The sequence below is a fragment of the Bdellovibrio bacteriovorus genome, assembly GCF_001592745.1.
GTDB lineage: Bacteria > Bdellovibrionota > Bdellovibrionia > Bdellovibrionales > Bdellovibrionaceae > Bdellovibrio > Bdellovibrio bacteriovorus_B.
On sequence record NZ_LUKD01000001.1, the window covers coordinates 344813 to 361506 of the forward strand.

16 protein-coding genes are annotated in these 16694 nt (G+C 44.6%); 9 read left to right on the forward strand and 7 right to left on the reverse strand.

Annotated elements, in window-relative coordinates; translation table 11 throughout:
* Positions 1 to 41: 41 nt before the first annotated feature.
* Positions 42 to 2474 carry a cation-translocating P-type ATPase gene (locus AZI87_RS01635; RefSeq protein ID WP_081112097.1) on the reverse strand — a complete coding sequence of 811 codons (2433 nt, stop codon included), beginning with the start codon at positions 2472 to 2474 and terminating at the stop codon, positions 42 to 44.
* 21 nt (positions 2475 to 2495) lie between these two features.
* Positions 2496 to 3752, reverse strand: coding sequence for a GAF domain-containing sensor histidine kinase (locus AZI87_RS01640; protein ID WP_063204704.1), 1257 nt, complete (start codon positions 3750 to 3752; stop codon positions 2496 to 2498).
* Positions 3753 to 4204: 452 nt separating this feature from the next.
* On the opposite strand from AZI87_RS01640, the gene AZI87_RS18070 reads away from it, so the two are divergent.
* A complete protein-coding gene (locus AZI87_RS18070) occupies positions 4205 to 4378 on the forward strand; it encodes a hypothetical protein (RefSeq protein ID WP_155722477.1) in 174 nt (57 codons plus the stop codon).
* Here the strand turns inward: AZI87_RS18070 and AZI87_RS01650 are convergent.
* Entirely contained in the window at positions 4363 to 5250 is an 888-nt protein-coding gene (locus tag AZI87_RS01650) for a LysR family transcriptional regulator (protein ID WP_063204706.1), read from the reverse strand. The two genes, AZI87_RS18070 and AZI87_RS01650, sit on opposite strands and share 16 nt — an antisense overlap.
* 84 nt (positions 5251 to 5334) lie before the next feature.
* Here AZI87_RS01650 and AZI87_RS01655 point away from each other — a divergent pair, with 84 nt between their 5' ends.
* The 5 genes from AZI87_RS01655 to AZI87_RS01675 are packed head-to-tail and all read left to right on the forward strand — an operon-like array spanning position 5335 to position 10471.
* Entirely contained in the window at positions 5335 to 6549 is a 1215-nt protein-coding gene (locus AZI87_RS01655; protein ID WP_063204707.1) for a cytochrome P450, read from the forward strand.
* Complete coding sequence (locus AZI87_RS01660; RefSeq protein ID WP_063204708.1) at positions 6542 to 7402, forward strand: hypothetical protein; 861 nt, start codon at positions 6542 to 6544, stop codon at positions 7400 to 7402. The genes AZI87_RS01655 and AZI87_RS01660 overlap by 8 nt, the downstream gene beginning before the upstream one ends.
* Positions 7399 to 8655, forward strand: a complete 1257-nt coding sequence (locus tag AZI87_RS01665; RefSeq protein ID WP_063204709.1) for an NAD(P)/FAD-dependent oxidoreductase — start codon at positions 7399 to 7401, stop codon at positions 8653 to 8655. The genes AZI87_RS01660 and AZI87_RS01665 overlap by 4 nt, the downstream gene beginning before the upstream one ends.
* Entirely contained in the window at positions 8652 to 9365 is a 714-nt protein-coding gene (locus tag AZI87_RS01670) for a glutathione S-transferase family protein (protein ID WP_063204710.1), read from the forward strand. The genes AZI87_RS01665 and AZI87_RS01670 overlap by 4 nt, the downstream gene beginning before the upstream one ends.
* Positions 9362 to 10471, forward strand: coding sequence for an aromatic ring-hydroxylating oxygenase subunit alpha (locus AZI87_RS01675; RefSeq protein ID WP_063204711.1), 1110 nt, complete (start codon positions 9362 to 9364; stop codon positions 10469 to 10471). The genes AZI87_RS01670 and AZI87_RS01675 overlap by 4 nt, the downstream gene beginning before the upstream one ends.
* Positions 10472 to 10531: 60 nt before the next feature.
* Here AZI87_RS01675 and AZI87_RS01680 read toward each other — a convergent pair whose 3' ends face one another.
* From AZI87_RS01680 to AZI87_RS01690, 3 genes are all read right to left on the reverse strand, one after another.
* The gene (locus AZI87_RS01680) at positions 10532 to 11527 is read right to left on the reverse strand and encodes an extracellular solute-binding protein (protein WP_081112099.1); all 996 of its coding nucleotides are present in this window, start codon (positions 11525 to 11527) and stop codon (positions 10532 to 10534) included.
* Between the two features lie 226 nt (positions 11528 to 11753).
* Positions 11754 to 12593, reverse strand: coding sequence for a GNAT family N-acetyltransferase (locus AZI87_RS01685; protein ID WP_063204712.1), 840 nt, complete (start codon positions 12591 to 12593; stop codon positions 11754 to 11756).
* Positions 12532 to 13482: an arginase gene (locus AZI87_RS01690; RefSeq protein ID WP_063204713.1), complete on the reverse strand. Its 951-nt coding sequence runs from the start codon at positions 13480 to 13482 to the stop codon at positions 12532 to 12534. Before AZI87_RS01690 ends, AZI87_RS01685 begins: the two co-directional genes overlap by 62 nt.
* 109 nt (positions 13483 to 13591) lie before the next feature.
* Between AZI87_RS01690 and AZI87_RS01695 the strand changes: the two genes are divergently transcribed.
* A complete protein-coding gene (locus AZI87_RS01695; protein WP_063204714.1) occupies positions 13592 to 14299 on the forward strand; it encodes a lysophospholipid acyltransferase family protein in 708 nt (235 codons plus the stop codon).
* A 16-nt stretch (positions 14300 to 14315) separates the two neighbouring features.
* Here the strand turns inward: AZI87_RS01695 and AZI87_RS01700 are convergent, their stop codons facing one another.
* A complete protein-coding gene (locus AZI87_RS01700) occupies positions 14316 to 14816 on the reverse strand; it encodes a hypothetical protein (RefSeq protein WP_063206521.1) in 501 nt (166 codons plus the stop codon).
* Positions 14817 to 14948: 132 nt separating this feature from the next.
* Here AZI87_RS01700 and AZI87_RS01705 point away from each other — a divergent pair, with 132 nt between their 5' ends.
* Positions 14949 to 15593 (forward strand): phosphoribosyltransferase, encoded by a 645-nt coding sequence (locus tag AZI87_RS01705; protein ID WP_253696670.1) that lies wholly within the window; start codon positions 14949 to 14951, stop codon positions 15591 to 15593.
* Positions 15594 to 15760: 167 nt separating this feature from the next.
* Positions 15761 to 16687: an outer membrane beta-barrel protein gene (locus AZI87_RS01710; RefSeq protein ID WP_155722478.1), complete on the forward strand. Its 927-nt coding sequence runs from the start codon at positions 15761 to 15763 to the stop codon at positions 16685 to 16687.
* Positions 16688 to 16694: the final 7 nt, after the last annotated feature.

Sequence of the window (16694 nt, forward strand, 5' to 3'; positions counted from 1 at the left end):
TCGCACAAATTAAGCCGATCGAATAGGTGTTTGCAAACCAATCACATTTTTTTTTTGAAAGAGAAGCGTTTCCAAAATTCAAAACAAAATACTCCAACAATAGATGCAAACAATGAAAGCAAAAGATCCTGTGCATGTAAGAAAGAGAAGTGAAATAGTCCGCGAAAAAAAGGGACATAAAGCACAAGTAACAGAACGACCAAAGATGAAATTACAACAGGCCAAAGGAACCTGTTACGCGAAAAGCCTTTCCAGTCCATTTCACGCATCCAGCTTCTATTCATAAATACGAGTGCCAGATTTGAAAAGAACAAGACTGTAAAACCCAACGCACGCGAATCTAGCTCTCCGCGCCCCCGCTTCAGAGAATATAGAAAAACAAAAAAGATTATGGAGAAGATAATCAGACCTTGCACAACGGCCGGAGCCATGGCTTTTCCGGAAAAAATGGGCTGATCTTCTCTTCGCGGATTTCTTCGCATGATATTCGTCGAGCCGGGCTCAGCTTCAAAAACAAGAGAACACGTCGGTTCAATTAAAAGATGTAAGAACGCGACGTGCACCGGCATAAGAATGATTGGAAGATTCAGTAAAACAGGAAGAACCGAAATACCTGCTATAGGAATATGAACGGCAGTAAGATAGCCAATGGCTGCCTGAAGGTTATCATAAATTCTCCGTCCTATACGAATCCCCTTTACAATGGTCGTAAAATCGTCGTCTAACAACACAATCGAAGCCGCTTCACGGGCCACATCAGTCCCCTTTTGTCCCATGGCAATTCCCACCTGTGCTGCAGCCAGCGCGGGCGCATCGTTCACTCCGTCGCCTGTCATAGCGACCACCTCTCCCCGTTCTTGAAGGGCTTTAACGATTCTGAGTTTCTGTTCTGGGAGCATACGGGAAAAACAATTTGATTCATTGAGTTGTTCTTTCAACTCAGTGTCCGTCATTTTTTCCAGATCAGAACCACTAAGAATTTTCTGCGACTGACGCAGGCCGATTTCTTCTGCCACCGTAGCTGCTGTTTTGGCATGATCTCCCGTCATCATGATCACACGTATTCCCGCCTCATGGCACTCTTTGACGGCATCCGCAACGCCGGGCCTTACAGGGTCAGAAAAACCCAAGAGCCCTAGAAACTCAAGGGGTAGATCAATCTGATTAGCTGGCAACTCATTTTCATTGCATGCACCTTGCGCGATCGCGAGCACACGCAGACCTTGTGCCGCAAGTTCATCGACCTTCGCATTAACTTCAATCTCAAGAGCCGAGGGAAGTCGACACATTTTTAAAACGGCTTCGGGGGCTCCCTTTGTTGCAATCATCAACATCTTTGAATCAACAGAACGCCAAAGGTTACTCATAGCAAAGAGTTCGGGAGACCATTGGTACTGCAAAACAAGTTGAAGGGGTTTTTCTTGACCTTGATATGCTTCCTCGATAGCCCTTTCCATAGGGTCGAAAGTTTTTAAATTACTTGCTAAGGATGCCGTTCGCAGAAGATCTAGTTCTGAGACTTGAGCGTAAAACGAAGTGACTTTTCTTTGAACTGTCATTTTATTCATTGTCAACGTTCCGGTTTTATCCACGCACAAAACACTCACCGCCCCAATGCTATCGACGGCGCTTATCTTACGAGTTAGAACGTGTTTTTGCGATAATCGTCTTGTTCCTAATGAAAGAAAAATCGTCAATACTGCGGGGATCTCGTTAGGTAAAATAGCCATCGCGAGTGTCAATCCAACAAGAACACCGCTGGCAAGGTCTTCATGAAAAAGAACGTAAACTACTCCAGTCAAAATACTCAGAAGAACTGAAAACACTGTCAGAATTTTGACAACGCGCTGGGTTTCTTTTTTTAAGGGAGTCTCTGCGCGCCGTGCTGACTTCAGAACTTTTCCGATCTGACCCAATTTTGTTTCTGTACCGATTGATGTGACCTCTGCCAGGGCTTGTCCTTGCACAACGATGGTGCCCGCCCAGGCTGGATCATTGACATCTTTTCTTACCGAAAAGGATTCTCCCGTAAGAAGGGATTCGTCTACCTGAATTTGAAACGGCTCTCGTAATACGACATCCGCAGGAACGATATCCCCCGCCCGTAGTTGTACAAGGTCGCCAACGACAAGCTCCCGAGCAGGAACTCTTTCCACGGAACCAGCTCTGATGACTATGGCTCGAGGACTTGAAAGATCTCGCAGGGACTCTAGGGCATGCTCCGTCTTTCCTTCTTGATAAAGAGTGATAAATACAATTAGGCCCCAAAAACCGAGCAAGACAAAGGCGTCTTGCCTTTCACCGATAAATGCATAAAGTATCCCGCAGGCAGCCAGCAGAATTGTCATAGGTTCTTTTAAAATTTCAATTACAAGTCTCAAAAAACCATGACTTTGATACGAAGGTATTTCGTTCGGTCCAAACTTTAGATGCCTCCGTCGAGCTTCTTCCGAAGTGAGACCTCGCAATTCCAAGCTTCCTCCTGAAGGTCATTTTTAAGGCAACTTAAGAGGTATCCAGAAAGTAAATGTGGATCCTTCACCGAATTGTGACTCTGCTTTAATATCACCACCATGTTCAACCAGTATGGACTTTGCTATAGAAAGGCCAAGACCGGAACTCCTTTCCCCTTCGCTCGGTAAAGTACTGGTGGTTCCAAAATCCCTGAACAACTTAGAAAGATCTTCTTTACGAATTCCTTGTCCTTGATCCGCGACAGAGAAAAACAGTCGATCGGAATCAGTCCATACTGAAAATCCAACGTGAGTTCGCCGTAATGAAAACTTAACCGCATTCGTAAATAGATTATCGAGAACTCTGCGGATACGATGAGGATCCATAAGGACAACTTCCGGAAGTCCCTCTGCAAGAGATACTTGTAGCTTTATATCCTTGCTCATTGCCAATATTTTTCCGGCAGAAGCGGCCTCCATACAAAACTCATGGAGATGAACACTTTTGTAGTTCAATGATGACGCTACTTCCTTAAAGTTCTTAATATTAGATATTTCATCCAATAAAACCGTCATAGAAATGGCATTCTTTTTTAAAATAGTACAGATTTCTTTGATCCTGGAGGGCAATGAATCATACCAGTCCTCACTGACGGCAAAATCAAGATATCCTTGAATCACACTTAACGGCGAACGCAAATCGTGAAGCACCTTTGAAAATTGTTTTTCCCGTGATTCGATCTCGGTAAAATAGTTTTTTAGACGAGCTTGCTCCACTACGATCGACAACTCATCTGCAATCGAGCTAAAGACTTCAATATGTGTTTCATCATACGTATTCTTCCGACAACTGGAAAAAAAGACCACGCCAACAGCCTTGTTTTGAGCTCGAAGAGGACAGGTCAAGCTTGAGCGAATTCCATCCTTTAATATCCGCTGAGTCGAATTTGATTCAGGATGTTCTTTTTGATATTTCTCCAAATCGTTTATTATTCGTGGAGAACCCGTATCAATAATTTTCTTTAAGCTGCTGCCCGCTAACTTGGCGGAGTAGTCTTTTCTTAAGGACGCTACCGCAACGCGAGATCGAACCCACACTAAGCGTATGCTCTGTCCTTCCTCTTCCACCAGGGCGATTCCAATTCTGTCATAAGGTATAAGAATCTCTAACGATTCGAAGATAGAATCCAAAAGTTGTTCGAACGTCCATCCAGAACCAATTTTGAAATTAATTTCTTGAATGATTTTACCTAATAGAGCGTTTACAGCATTTTTGCCATCACCAAGATTCTTTTCCATGTCAGCAGCATACAATAATATGAAATTGCGAATCTATGTGACCGGTGAAATAGCAGTTTATTGGATAAGATTGTGTCAATCTTGATGACAACTCATCAAGGTATACTGAACTTACTGCGTCTTTTGACTTCGGCGGAAAAATTGCAGATAAAAACGCAATTATAATAGCGAGGACTTTATGAAGCAGATTTTAGCTTTGGTAATCACTTTAATACTATTTGGCGGGCACTCCGGAGCCTCTGCTGCGGAACCAAAATGCGAAGAGCGCGCAAAAAGTGTCATACTGTCAAAAGGGCTTCATCGCGGCGAAAAGGCAGTTTTAGATCGAATTCATCTGTTCGCCAGCAATCAAAATTACGAAGGCTACCACGTCTTTGTGACTGTGAATCTGAGAAGCGGGACCTCTTTCAAACAGGTCTGCGAAATCATCATGCAATCTTCAAACTGCTCCTATGATGATACCTTTGGGTGCGCAGCTAGCGTGGATGATTTATAGGTCTACAAAAAATCTACTTCCTAATCACGAATCCGTTGCGAAGGTTACTAAAACGACAAGCCTCAAGGGACAAGTGACCGCCGCCGCTGATTCTAAATACGCTGTATTCCAAGACTATGACGAACAATAGCGTCTGAGTGCGGCCCCCAGTTTTTTGGCGGCTTCGTCTTCTAAATCCGTTTTTCTTTTCACTAGGTACACATATTCTTTTCTGCGCGGAAAACGACGTGGCAGAGATTTTTCTTCTAACGCAAATTCAGGCTTCACGATCTCGTTATGCATCTTCGCAATAAATTTTGGAATGTAAGCGACCGCCAGACCGCGACGGCAGATTCCCAGAGCTGTTTCAAGCATTCCAACACGATAACGAATGTGGCGTGGAAACGCCTCTTCAGGCCAGCCGTCCAAACCACGAACCCTGTTCGGTGAACCTTCGATAGGACCAATGGGACTTACAAAAGGAACATCTTCAGCATGTTCGTTGAACTTATTCTTAAGACCGAAAATCCCCATTTCAATCGCCTGCACGCGCAGGTGATCCAGCTCGGGATGCGGAACCGGAATGTACGTGATAGCGAAGTCGGCTTCACGCCCAGCTACCGCCTGCTCCATCCGGCCGGGCGTCAGTTCATGAATCAGGAAAGATCGTCCACTAAACGTGTTACTTAAAATGCGCTCCATAAAGTGCGTCGAAAAAACTTCAAACGTCGCAATTCTTAAAGGCTTCAATTCACCGGCAAAAGAACCAAACAAATCAGCTTTATTAATGATGCCATCAAGTTTTTTGACCACTTCTTCCAAAGCAGGAGCCAAAGCGCGGGCGCGATCAGTGAGCAATATACCGCGTCCATCGGGTAACAGAAGTTTTTCATCCAGCTCCCTTTCAAAAACTTTGATGGCCTTTGATAATGCGGGGGCGGAAATATGATGAAGTTCCGCCGCTTTAGTGATGCTGCCGGTTTTTACTACAGATAAAAAGTAACGAATGCGATTGATATCCATTGGTTAACATTCCTAATCCATAATGAAATTATATTCAACGGTTTTATGGGTTACTTCTTTGAGACCGCACTCCAAGGAGAAAGTATGCGCCTACTAAATCCAATTGTAAATCTGACCGAATTTATGTCTGAGCCTGTCCAATTTATGCGGGATATGGATCATCAAGGTGAGCCTCAATGCTTGCTCCTGGGCCCTAAACGCTTCGTCTTTGTTTTTGATCCGGAGCGAGCCCAAGAAATTCTTATTAAGCGAGCTGACATATACGTTCAAAACCGCACCGTTTTCGATCGAATACAACCCGTAACTGGGAAAAAGGGCCTGGTGCAGCTTTCCGGAAAAGAATCGCAGGCAGGACGCCTGAAATCCCGTTCTATGTTTAACGGCGCCGGATTAGACACGGCACGAGTGATTATCGAAGACTATTGTGATGAATTTCTGAGAAAAGCGGCGATCCAAAATAAGATCGACGTTACGGCAGAAATGACTTCATTGATTTTACAAACAGCTTTAACGATTTTCTTGGGCGTGCGATCTCCTGAACTGGCGTCTAAAATCGGAGAAAAGTTTTTACGTCTTAATTATCTCTGTGGGTTGCGCATGCGCTCTTTAGCTCCCGCACCTTTGTTCATCCCTACCCGCAAAAATCGAGAAATTCTTTGCCTGCAAAAAGAGATTCGCCTGATGCTTGAAAAGCATTTGCAAAGGGAGTCCGGCGTTCCAAAGGCATTTGAGGGTGATGAGAACCTGATCGATCACTGCATGACTTTTCTTTTTGCAGGACACGAGACCACGGCCGCCTCGTTAGCCTTCACGCTATTACTTCTGGCGCAAAATCCCAAATATCAAGACCAAATCGCTCAAGGTGACGAGGCAGCGACGATGGCCGTTTATAAGGAAAGCCTTCGTCTATTCCCGCCGGCGTACATGCTGGCACGACAAGCCACCCGAGATGATGATCTGTTAGGCTGTTCCGTACGAAAAGCCGATCAGGTTCTTATCGGCATCACTGAATTGCATCGCAGCCCGGGTCTTTTTCCTGATCCCGGTCAGTTTAGGCCCGAACGGTTCGCAGAAAAACTCAAACATCCGTTATCCTTTATTCCTTTCGGAGCCGGAGGCAAGTCCTGCGTCGGTGAGCGCTTAGCGTATTTTGAAGCAGCCATTGTCTTAAAAAAAATCTGTCAGAGGTTCAAGATTTCAGGCCCTTCCGCGCCTCTTCAGGCAGAGCCGCTGATCACACTTCATCCTTTGCCAAATCAATATATATTCCTCCACTCTCGGGGAGAAACTCATGACTAAATTTCCATTCACGAATCTCCGGGATGAGATCGAAACTTTAACAAAAACCTATCGAGAGTCTTCAACCTTGCGTCCGGAGGTTTTATTTCGGGATTTTCTACCGACGGGTTATCGTTTTACAACTTTGACTTCTGTCGACGGTCGCTTTGTAGATCTGGCGATTTTCGCCAAAGTTCATTTGGGAATGATAGTCACTCTTTATGATGATCTTGCTGATCATCCTCGGTACTACAATCCAGAGCTACTCCAACATTTATACAAACTAAATGTCGGAATAGACCACGTGCCGGCAAGAAGTCTGGCTCTGCAAGATCAAAAAGTCTTCAACTTGGCTCGATATCTCTTTCAGCGACTTGCTCTTCTGCTTCAGCACTTTCCCCACCATAAGGAGTTATTCCCCGTTCTTCGTTTTGACCTTGAGCAATTCTACATCAGTAATAAATACTCTGAGTTGATGACAAAATTTCCCGCTGTCAGAAATCTGACTGAGTCACGTCTTCTAGGACCATACAATATGGGAATGGTAGCCGCAGGCACCATGGACCTGATGGCGAGTTCGGGATTTGATAGCCGCGAACTTGGAACTTGTCGTGAAATATTTATTTTAGGTCAACGCGCTGGGCGTATTAGCAATCTTCTTTTCACATTGAGAAGAGAAATATCCGAAGGCGATCTAACGAACGAAATACTTATGACATCGTCGGAAAACTATCAAAATCCTTTGCACCAGGAGTTTGCCGACATCCTTACGAAGTTGCAAAATCAAGGAATACAAACTTTCTCGACAGCACAATATGCGACTGGCTTACAAGCCCTGAATCAACTTCATCAAAATCTGGAAGGCCAAATATGAAACGCGATCACGCGCTGGTCATAGGAGCCGGAATTGCAGGCCTAGCTGCAGCCCAAGTTCTATCAGAACACTTTAAAAAGGTCACCGTCCTTGAAAAAGACCCGAGCATTGGGTCTAACAATGCACGTAGCGGTGTCCCTCAGGGGCGTCACCTTCATGTTTTGTTAAAGCGCGGGCATAAAATTCTCCGTCAGCTATTTCCAAAAATAGAAAAAGACTTCGAGGATTGCCCTTACATTGACTGGTCCCACGATACCGCATGGGAAAATCGAGATGGCCTCTTTCCCCACTATCCGTCACTGATTCGCACGGAAGCCATGAGCCGTCCTCGTTTAGAGAGCCACATGCACTTCCACGTCTCCCAGAAATCACGGATCGTGTTTCACAAAGCCGAGGTCGAAGAAATTTTCGTTGAACAAAACACCGTTAAACGTGTGCGTTGTAAAAACAATCTACTGTTCACAGCGGATCTTGTGGTCATCGCTGGTGGTGCTTTTTTTCCGTTAAAAAGACTGCTACCCACGTTGTCGCTTGAGGCCTTCACGAAAAAAACTTCCATCAACATCACCTATCGTTCCGTTCAGTTCACAAAGGCCTCTTTGAAATTTCAAGATTTCAAACAATATTATTATCAGCTCTCGCCCCCCACAGACACGAGAGGGGCCGTGATTGCACCGATAGAAAATGGCCGGTATGTCGCCACTTTGATCGAATACTCGTCTTCGCTAAAAGGCAAAGCAGATTTCGAAGACTTTATGAAAAGAGCTTTGCTTGTTCCAGGAAAACACTGTTTTTCCCTTCTGAAAGATGGTCAAGCACTGGGAGAACCGGCCTATTTCCACAAGTCCCACATGCACCTTCGCCGCTTGCATAAAGTTGTCGGATTTCCAGTAAATCTTGTTGTGGTAGGCGATGCGTTTTGTTCGCTGAATCCCGTTTTTGGCCAGGGAATGACGGTAGCTTTGGAACAAGCCCTGCTTCTAAAAAAAATGCTTTCTCAAAAATATTTTACAAGCCGAAAGTTCCACAGCGACGCGGAGGCTTTACTTCGCGTTCCCTATCTACTTTCAAAGCTGGGTTCACAAACCCACCCTAGCTTCACCAAACGATACCTCGAGAATTATTTGCATCGCTGCCAAGAATCTTCAAAGCTGCACCTTCGCTTTTTAAAAACCCTGCACCTTGAAGGAAGCGTTCTTGATCTATTGGATTTCACGTCCTTCATTAAAACTCTACTCGGGAGACACTCATGATCAAGCTTCATCAATATCCAGCCATTTGGGGATTACCCAGCTTGAGCCCTTTTTGCATCAAGGTGGAAATGTTTTTAAGAAAGAAAAACATTTCCTATCACGTGATCGTTGAAAAGAATCCCGCACGCGGTCCCAAGGGAAAGATGCCTTTTATTCGCGATGGCGATAAAGTCGTCCCCGACTCTTCTTTTATCTTGCAGCATCTTGCAAACACACACACCACGTCCGCTTTATCCGCTCTGAATAACGCTCAAGGAGTTGCCTTTCAAAAAATGATTGAAGAGCATTTGTACTTTATTTTGCTTTACAGCCGCTGGATAGATCCGAGGGGCTGGGAGGTCATAAAGAAAGATTTTTCTTCATTGTTTCCGCCCGTTGTTGGCACACCCTTTCTGCATTTCTTGCGACGGCGTCTGCGCAGCCAAGCCTATCTGCAAGGTCTAGGACGGCATTCCCAAGAAGAGGTTTATTTACTGGGAAAACAAGTAATGACAGCGCTGTCTGATTTTCTTGGCGATAAGGCATATTTTCTAGGAGAGGAATTTACGACCTTGGACGCCACGGCCTATGCCTTTCTTATCACGATTCTAAAACAACCCATACCGAGCCCGTTACAAAAAGATCTTCTTAGCCACGCGAATCTTGTGGCCTATTGCCGGCGGGAAGAAGCGTTGTGCTTTCCTGAATTTGCAAAAGGGGTCACATCATGAAAACACTGCAGCAGATACAACAACAAGCGCTACTTCACATGGAGTACGGTCGTCTGGAATTAGGTCCCTCTGTTTCGGCAAACCCTGTCAGCAGTTATTTAGATCTGGCTTTGTATGAAAAAGAAATGGACGGCATCGTTAAAAAAAGACCTTTACCCTGGATTGATTCATCTAAAGTAAAAAATGTCGGTGAATCCTACAGCGCCGAATTTTTGGGAGTGCCTATAATCGCGGTTCGCGATGAGCAGCGTAAAATCCGCGTTTATCTCAACGCCTGTCGACACCGTGGAGCACAGCTTAAAGTAGTGAAAGAAGAACAGATAAAATTGGTGTGTCCATTTCATGGCTGGTCTTATTCGACCAACGGAAACCCCTCGGAAATTCCCGAAAGGCAAAATTGTTTTGCGAGCGTATCTTCGACGGCCTTTCGTTTAAAAGAACTTCCTGCGTATGAAGCAGCCGGTATGATCTGGATTATTCTTTCGCAAGACGAATTTTCTTTCCCATCCGCGTTTCAGCAATTACTCGAAGACCGCGAAGAGCTCGGCTTCCTCCCCAGGCACGCCCTGACGGAAAAATCATTTATTGCGAACTTCAATTGGAAGCTTGGCGTAGAGGCATTTCTTGAAGTTTATCACTTTACGCATGCCCATGCTCCTTATCTCGCACAGTTGCAATTTCCCAATCTCAGTATTTCAGACACGCAGGGGGAAAACTGCCGGATCGTCGTACCTTTAAGAAAGCCTTCGGAAGACACATCCCTTTTGCAATGGGCGCAAGTTATGTACTTTATTTTTCCTTCAAGTTTTTTGCTCTTTTATGACGACCACGTGGCTTTGATTTCATTGCTACCGCTTTCGATCAATCAGACGCTTTTTCGCGCGATTCCACTTGTGCCTAGTGAAGCCTCAAAAACAGATTCAAAGATCCAGCAAAAAATCGATTTTCTTGAAGTGATTATCGGACAAGATATTGAAATTTTAGAAGGCATTCAAAAAGGTCTTCAATGCAAAGCCAATCGCCTCTTCACGTTCACGCGTCTGGAATACCTTCTTGCAAAATTCCATCAAGACTTGCACGTCGGTCTAAGCACGCAGGTCCCATGAAAAGTAAAGAGCCACCCCAGGAGGAAGTGGCTCTATAAAAATTAAAAAAATAAATGCTAATTACTTGTAACCAACTTTATTCATCAACTCTTTCGCCTTAGGAGCTTTTTCAGCGATTGTTCCAACATTTGTCGTGTCTTCAACAAATGCACCGAAGTTGATCAATGTTGGCGCAATTTCAGCTGTGCGGTTAGATGGGTATTGGCTGAAACCGTTAGCGACTACTTCTTGAACTTTTTTAGAAGCAAGGTACTCAAGAAGCATGTTCGCTTCTTTCAAGTTCTTGGAAGCTTTCGTGATACCGATACCAACGCCATTGATGTGTGCACCAACGTCTTTTTGGTTTGAGAAGAAAGGTTTCACTGGGAAGCTTGGGTTGTCACGAACAAGAGGAGCCAAGTAGTAAGTGTTCGCAATACCTACAGAGCACGTGCCGCTAGCAATAGCGTGGATAAGATCTGTGTCACCTTTGATTGGATCAAGAGCTAAGTTATTCACCCAACCAGCAAAGATCTTCTCCGTTCTTTCTTCACCCAAGTGGTGAACGAAAGAAGCACCCAAAGCTTCGTTGTAAGAGTTGTTAGAAGTTCTTAGGCAAAGGTGGCCTTCCCATTTCGAGTCTGCCAAGTCTTCATAAGTCGACAAGTCCGCTGGGTTTACTTTGTTTGTGTTGTACATGATCACGCGCGCACGATAGAAAATCAAAAACCATCTGTTGTTCGCGTCAATCAAGTGAGCCGGAATGTTTTGAGTAACATACGGGGCATTGAAAGCTTGCAAAAGGCCTTTGCTATCAGCTTGTCCTAAGTAAACGATATCTTTATCAAGGTACAAGTCAGCGGGCGTGTTCGCGCCTTCCGCTGCCAGACGATTCACAAGATCAGCAGAACCTGCATTGACCACTTCTACTTGGATGCCAGTAGCTTGAGTGAAGGGAGCAAAAATAGGTCCCAAACGAGCACCGTCGTAAGAAGAGTAAACGACCAATTTATCAGTTTTAGCGAAGCTGATGCTTGCAACTAGAGACAAAAGAACGCCAACGATCAATTTTGACATGACAGATTTCCTTTCACTTTGTGTTGGCGGGTTGTCGGCCATATCAGAGCGAAAGTCAAAGAATCGGGATTTTGTAGTCAGTAGGTTTTCAACTACGAGGTGATTAGGTCGCTAAGTAGATTTAACTGAAAATTATACCCGCCTTAGAGGGCAAACACCCTTTTATCAATCATCAATAAGGCCGATATTTAGCGGGAGGCCCGACCGCACAGTCGAGCCTCAATACCTATTTCGCTAATGAAAAACGAGACGCCAAACTTTGCGCCAAATCTTCTTTACGCAAAACCGTCAATAAATCGATGCAATCAAAGTCCTCGTCAAAAGCGGGTTCGCAAGCAACCTGGGCGCCCAACTTCAGATAAGATTTCAAAAGAGATGGAATTAGGTCTTGAGCTTCTGCTGATTGCTCTTCGGTCAAACCCTTATCGAAGTACTCGAACCAATTTTTAAAATCCGGCATCGTAAATTTCTTCGTGGGCTTGCAAGGATATTTTTGTGACACCAAGCCTTGGTCCACAAGGTACTTATGAGTCAACGCCGCTTCCCGAGGCGAGTTGATTTTTAAACTCGAGCAGCCAAAAAGAACTTTGGTGCCGCTTAAGTTCATGTACTCTGCTATTCCTCTCCACAGTAAAGAGATGATAGAGCCTTTGCGAAAGTCTTTATGAATGCAGGCGCGCCCCAGCTCTAAGAAGGGACCATCATTCTCTCTAAAAAAATTTTGCAATTCAAATTCTAAAGCGGTGTAAGACTCTTTTGAAAAGGTTGAGCAGTTCACACGATAAGTGCCAATGATCTTTTTTAGTTCCTTATGAACGATGATCAAATGGTCAAAGTAGTAATCAAATTTATCAAAATCCAATCCCGCCCCTGTCATCCCGCGGAACTCTTGATTGAACACTTCATGACGAAGACGAAAGCTTTCAATCAACTCTTCAGGCGTCTCTGCGGTTTTAATCACATAAGAGCCCACTTCAATATTCATATTGATTTTGGCTTTGAACTTATGGACTCGATTCCAACGAAGCTGTGTAGTCTGCTTTAATTGATCGACCAATGCCATCATAGATTTCCCCCTGGTGAAACAAGGACGTTAAAAATTGAAGAGCTGCAAAATAGGTTTTAAAGACATCGTCAGCACTTCCCAAAAAGGGGTTCACCTCGACGACATCCACTGAACGTAAAGACGAATGCTGCGAAAGAGTCCGCCCTAGTGTCATTACCTCATCTAATGTGAGGCCCGAAGAGACAGGAACGCCCGTTGAAGGAGCGACTTCGGGGCTAAGGCTGTCGATATCAAAACTTACGTGCAAAGGCTTTCCTTGAACCTTAGAAAGAACTTTGCGAGAGACTGCACTCATTCCTTGAGTGCGAACATCTGAGGCGGTAAAAGCCGTGATCCCCAACTCGCGAACAATTTCTTTTTCAAAAGGGTCTAGATCCCTCACACCGACGTAAATAAGGCGGTCCGCACGAAGAGAATTCTGAATCCACGGAAAATGAGAGGACGCAACTCCCTGCACGTTTAACAAAATGGACAAAGGCATGCCGTGCAAGTTCCCGCTTAATGAATATTCAGGAAGATTCACATCCGTATGCGCATCAACCCAAACGACGTACCCCTCTGGATTCTGAAAAGCAAAGGCTCCCACTGTGGCCAACGCCACGCTGTGATCGCCGCCCCAATTTAAAAGAACTTCAGGCTGTTTCAGAAGATACTGAATTCTTGCATAGGCTTCTTTATAAGGAAGCCAGTTAAAAGCCGAAATTTCGTCTGCAGAACGCAGCTTTATTCCGAAAGGTTCGGGGCACAGGACTTCTCCACAATCCACCAAATTGAATCCCTGCTTTTTCAGGAAAGGAAAGTACTGACGAAAGTATTCGTGAGAGCTCTTGAGTCCATTTTGCTCTTGGCCGACTTCAAAGCCGAGGCCCAGAAAATTGATTTCCTTCATTAAGTAAAGGGTGAAAGGAAAAATACATTTTGTCGTGTCATGGTTTTGTCAGGCTGCCTTGACTTAATCAAAACATTGCTTCTTTCATTCATGCCATTATGATCAGGGCATGAAAGCCATTACATCATTCACTGATTCTGTGGGACTCTTCGCAAAAACTTATCACTATTTGCAAAAATCAAAACATCCTGAAGCCAGCGTTGAAGATCTTAAACTTCAGTGGGCCAAAGACATGCTTTCTCGCCTGCGCATTGATCTTGAAATTTCCGGGAAAGTTTCAGAGCAGAAATCCCTGCTGTTCCTGGGGAATCACGTGAGTTACTTAGACATTCCGCTTCTTATGAGCACAGTCAGGGGTCTTTCGTTTGTCGCGAAAGAAGAGGTCCGCTCATGGCCCGTTATCGGATCGGCGGCGAAAAAAATTGAAACTGTCTTTGTGAAACGTGAAAGCGGTTCTTCCCGACAGCTCGCAAGGCAGTCTATTCAGAACGCATTGACCCGCGGCCAGCGCGTCGCCATCTTCCCTTCTGGGACCACTTGCATGCATGAAAAGAAATCGTGGCGTCGAGGGGCATTTGAAATCGCGCACGAAAAGAATCTTCTCTTTCAACCTTTTCGTATCACCTACTTACCCTTAAGAGCTGCCGCGTATATTGATGATGACTTTTTGCCTACACACTTATTCAATCTTTTTGGTCTAGAGCGAATTCACGCCAAATTGGAATTCCACGACCCCGTGCGAATTAAAGATCCGGTTGTGGATTGTGAATATTGGCAAAACTGGACGAAGAGCTTCGTCACTGCCCGCCAAAACTAAGGCGGCACAGCCGCGTTTATTTTCGATTCTTCTTAGCAATGGATAAAAGAAACGCGTTTTCGCCCTTCTTACTGATCTTGGCTTTCGGAGTTACCGTCTTCTTGACGGGTCTCTCTGTCTTTTCGGCTTTGGTGAGTTCAGAAGATTTTACCGGAAGTCCTAGTAACATATTACCGCGCGAAATTTCACGCATCATCTGCTTGACCTCGTCTTCGAAGTTTTCAGACTCTGCCGGAATATAAAGCCAGTCTTTATTTGCCGGATGATTTTCTAAAAAAAGATATTTCAGAAAAAAAGCGTTCTGAGCTTTTTTCTCAATTGGAAAGATGCATCCATTCCAAAGCTCAAACGGATAACTGACGCCTTTGTGTTCATAAAGCCCGCGACGCTCGACCAGAATAAGGACAAGCTTCATATCGACATAATAAGCCATCCCCCCGTTTTTAGGGGCGCAGTCATAACCAACAGGTAAAAGCTCTTCAATCCATAAAAGATTGCGGAGGGGTGAGTGTTCCATGCGACCCAGCATACACCAAAACGCCAGGTTTCACTAAATGTAGTTTTCTTGATTACACAATAATGAATATCCGAAAGATCTCTTTATCCCTAAAATCAGGTCTGGAGGTGTCTTATCAAATTCACAAAGTTTATTGACCGAGAAGATGCCGCCCACCGCCTTTCCGCATTTTTAAAAGAAAAAGGGCATCCCCGCAGCCCCAATTCCGTGCTGTTAGCACTTCCTCGTGGCGGCGTTCCTATTGCTCATGAGCTGGCACAATCATTGGATATTCCCTATGATGTTTTAATCGTAAGAAAAATTGGTCATCCTGAAAATGCCGAATACGGAATCGGCGCCCTGACGGAGGAAAACATTCTTTGGATCAACCCCGAGATTCCTCCTGACTTCAGACCATCGCAAAAATTGGTACAAAGAATTATTGATGATGAAAAGGCGGAACTTCAGCGACGACTGCAATTATATCGGAATGGCAAAAGCCTCAAAGACTTGAAAGGAATGACCGTCTATCTGGTGGATGACGGTCTCGCAACAGGTGTAACTGCTCGGGTCGCCGCAAAATACATTCGGGATAAAGGCGCAAAAGAAATTTATCTGGTGGTTCCCGCGGGTTCAACCAGAGCGTCAAAACAAATGCGCCAAGAAATCACTGACGTGCTCAGCCTTATTGAAACAGACGACTTCGCTTTCGTCGGACAGTTCTACGAGTCCTTTAACCAAGTGCCAGATGAAGAAGTCATGAAACTTCTCCGCTCTCGGCCGAAGAGATTCTCTTAAAACTTCCCTTCATATTTGCGCTTTTCCACTGATCAAAATATCGGCACTAAAAATAGCATTATCGAGATTGGCCATCTCTTTATAAACCGCCGTATCAGGCTGAAATCACTATATTTCATATGGCGTTTGTTCTGTTCAATTTTCACTGACTTTTTATAATGACTTCTATGGAACTATTACGACAGCTTGTTGTCTTCAATGTTTTCTTCCTGGTTTTTTCTTCTTATGCGCTAGCAGAGTGGAGTTCAAGAAACAGATTGGAAGTCGGGATGACGGACAACGCACTTCGAACGGATTCGGAAAAAGAGGGCGATTTTTTCTTCTTGGCGGGAACGTCGAATAAATTTTATTCAGTCCCCGGCCATATACTCGGCCTACGCCTTCAATATCAAGACTATAACAAAGAGGACACCAATGATTTGCTTTCATTTGGTGTATCAGATGAGCTTGATTGTTTTGGTAAAAGAACCTGCGAATTTGAATTGAAAGGTCAAGAATACGTTCACGGAGAACCGGGAACAACGGACTCTTCTTTCAATAACTATGCATTCGCTGCAACTGTGTCCCAAAGCAAAGACCTCCGTCAAAGTCTGACGTTGGATTTAAGTGCCGGATATGAAGCGCGCAGCTTTTCTTCACTAAGTCGTTTTGATAATTCGATCTTCGGCAGTGCGACTTTGGGTTACGACCTTACTTCGCAAGCCTATATCGAGGGTTATGGTGAAGCGGGCGTGGTTCTTTCTTCCGCGAGCGAATACAGCGCGTTTTATATCGATATGTCCATCTTGTCGGAGTATACGCTGAACAGGTTCTGGAGTTTCAGTGCGGAACTGGGACTAAAACAAACTAGCTTTTTAAGTCGTGACTTAACGACTGAAACCCAAGTCACCCGCAAAAACGGTAGAGTGGTCAGTCAGGTGGATACTTCAAAAGAAACTTACAGCGCACTGTATCTATCAGGTGAAGCCATGCGCCGTTTTTCAATCAACTCATCTGGCAGTATTGTGGTGCGTTCTTATCAACAGCGTTCGCGCAGTGGTTATCAAGATTATAAAGAAAACGAAATATTGGCAAAGTGGCTCATCACTTTCTAACGAAGGA

Bases quoted from the DNA above. Each gene is read 5' to 3' on its own strand.
- AZI87_RS01640 (WP_063204704.1), bottom strand. From the start codon at position 3,752: ATGGAAAAGAATCTTGGTGATGGCAAAAATGCTGTAAACGCTCTATTA.
- AZI87_RS01650 (WP_063204706.1), bottom strand. From the start codon at position 5,250: ATGGATATCAATCGCATTCGTTACTTTTTATCTGTAGTAAAAACCGGC.
- AZI87_RS01660 (WP_063204708.1), top strand. From the start codon at position 6,542: ATGACTAAATTTCCATTCACGAATCTCCGGGATGAGATCGAAACTTTA.
- AZI87_RS18070 (WP_155722477.1), top strand. From the start codon at position 4,205: ATGATGATACCTTTGGGTGCGCAGCTAGCGTGGATGATTTATAGGTCT.
- AZI87_RS01695 (WP_063204714.1), top strand. From the start codon at position 13,592: ATGAAAGCCATTACATCATTCACTGATTCTGTGGGACTCTTCGCAAAA.
- AZI87_RS01680 (WP_081112099.1), bottom strand. From the start codon at position 11,527: ATGTCAAAATTGATCGTTGGCGTTCTTTTGTCTCTAGTTGCAAGCATC.
- AZI87_RS01670 (WP_063204710.1), top strand. From the start codon at position 8,652: ATGATCAAGCTTCATCAATATCCAGCCATTTGGGGATTACCCAGCTTG.
- AZI87_RS01675 (WP_063204711.1), top strand. From the start codon at position 9,362: ATGAAAACACTGCAGCAGATACAACAACAAGCGCTACTTCACATGGAG.
- AZI87_RS01690 (WP_063204713.1), bottom strand. From the start codon at position 13,482: ATGAAGGAAATCAATTTTCTGGGCCTCGGCTTTGAAGTCGGCCAAGAG.
- AZI87_RS01665 (WP_063204709.1), top strand. From the start codon at position 7,399: ATGAAACGCGATCACGCGCTGGTCATAGGAGCCGGAATTGCAGGCCTA.
- AZI87_RS01685 (WP_063204712.1), bottom strand. From the start codon at position 12,593: ATGATGGCATTGGTCGATCAATTAAAGCAGACTACACAGCTTCGTTGG.
- AZI87_RS01700 (WP_063206521.1), bottom strand. From the start codon at position 14,816: ATGGAACACTCACCCCTCCGCAATCTTTTATGGATTGAAGAGCTTTTA.
- AZI87_RS01655 (WP_063204707.1), top strand. From the start codon at position 5,335: ATGCGCCTACTAAATCCAATTGTAAATCTGACCGAATTTATGTCTGAG.
- AZI87_RS01710 (WP_155722478.1), top strand. From the start codon at position 15,761: ATGGAACTATTACGACAGCTTGTTGTCTTCAATGTTTTCTTCCTGGTT.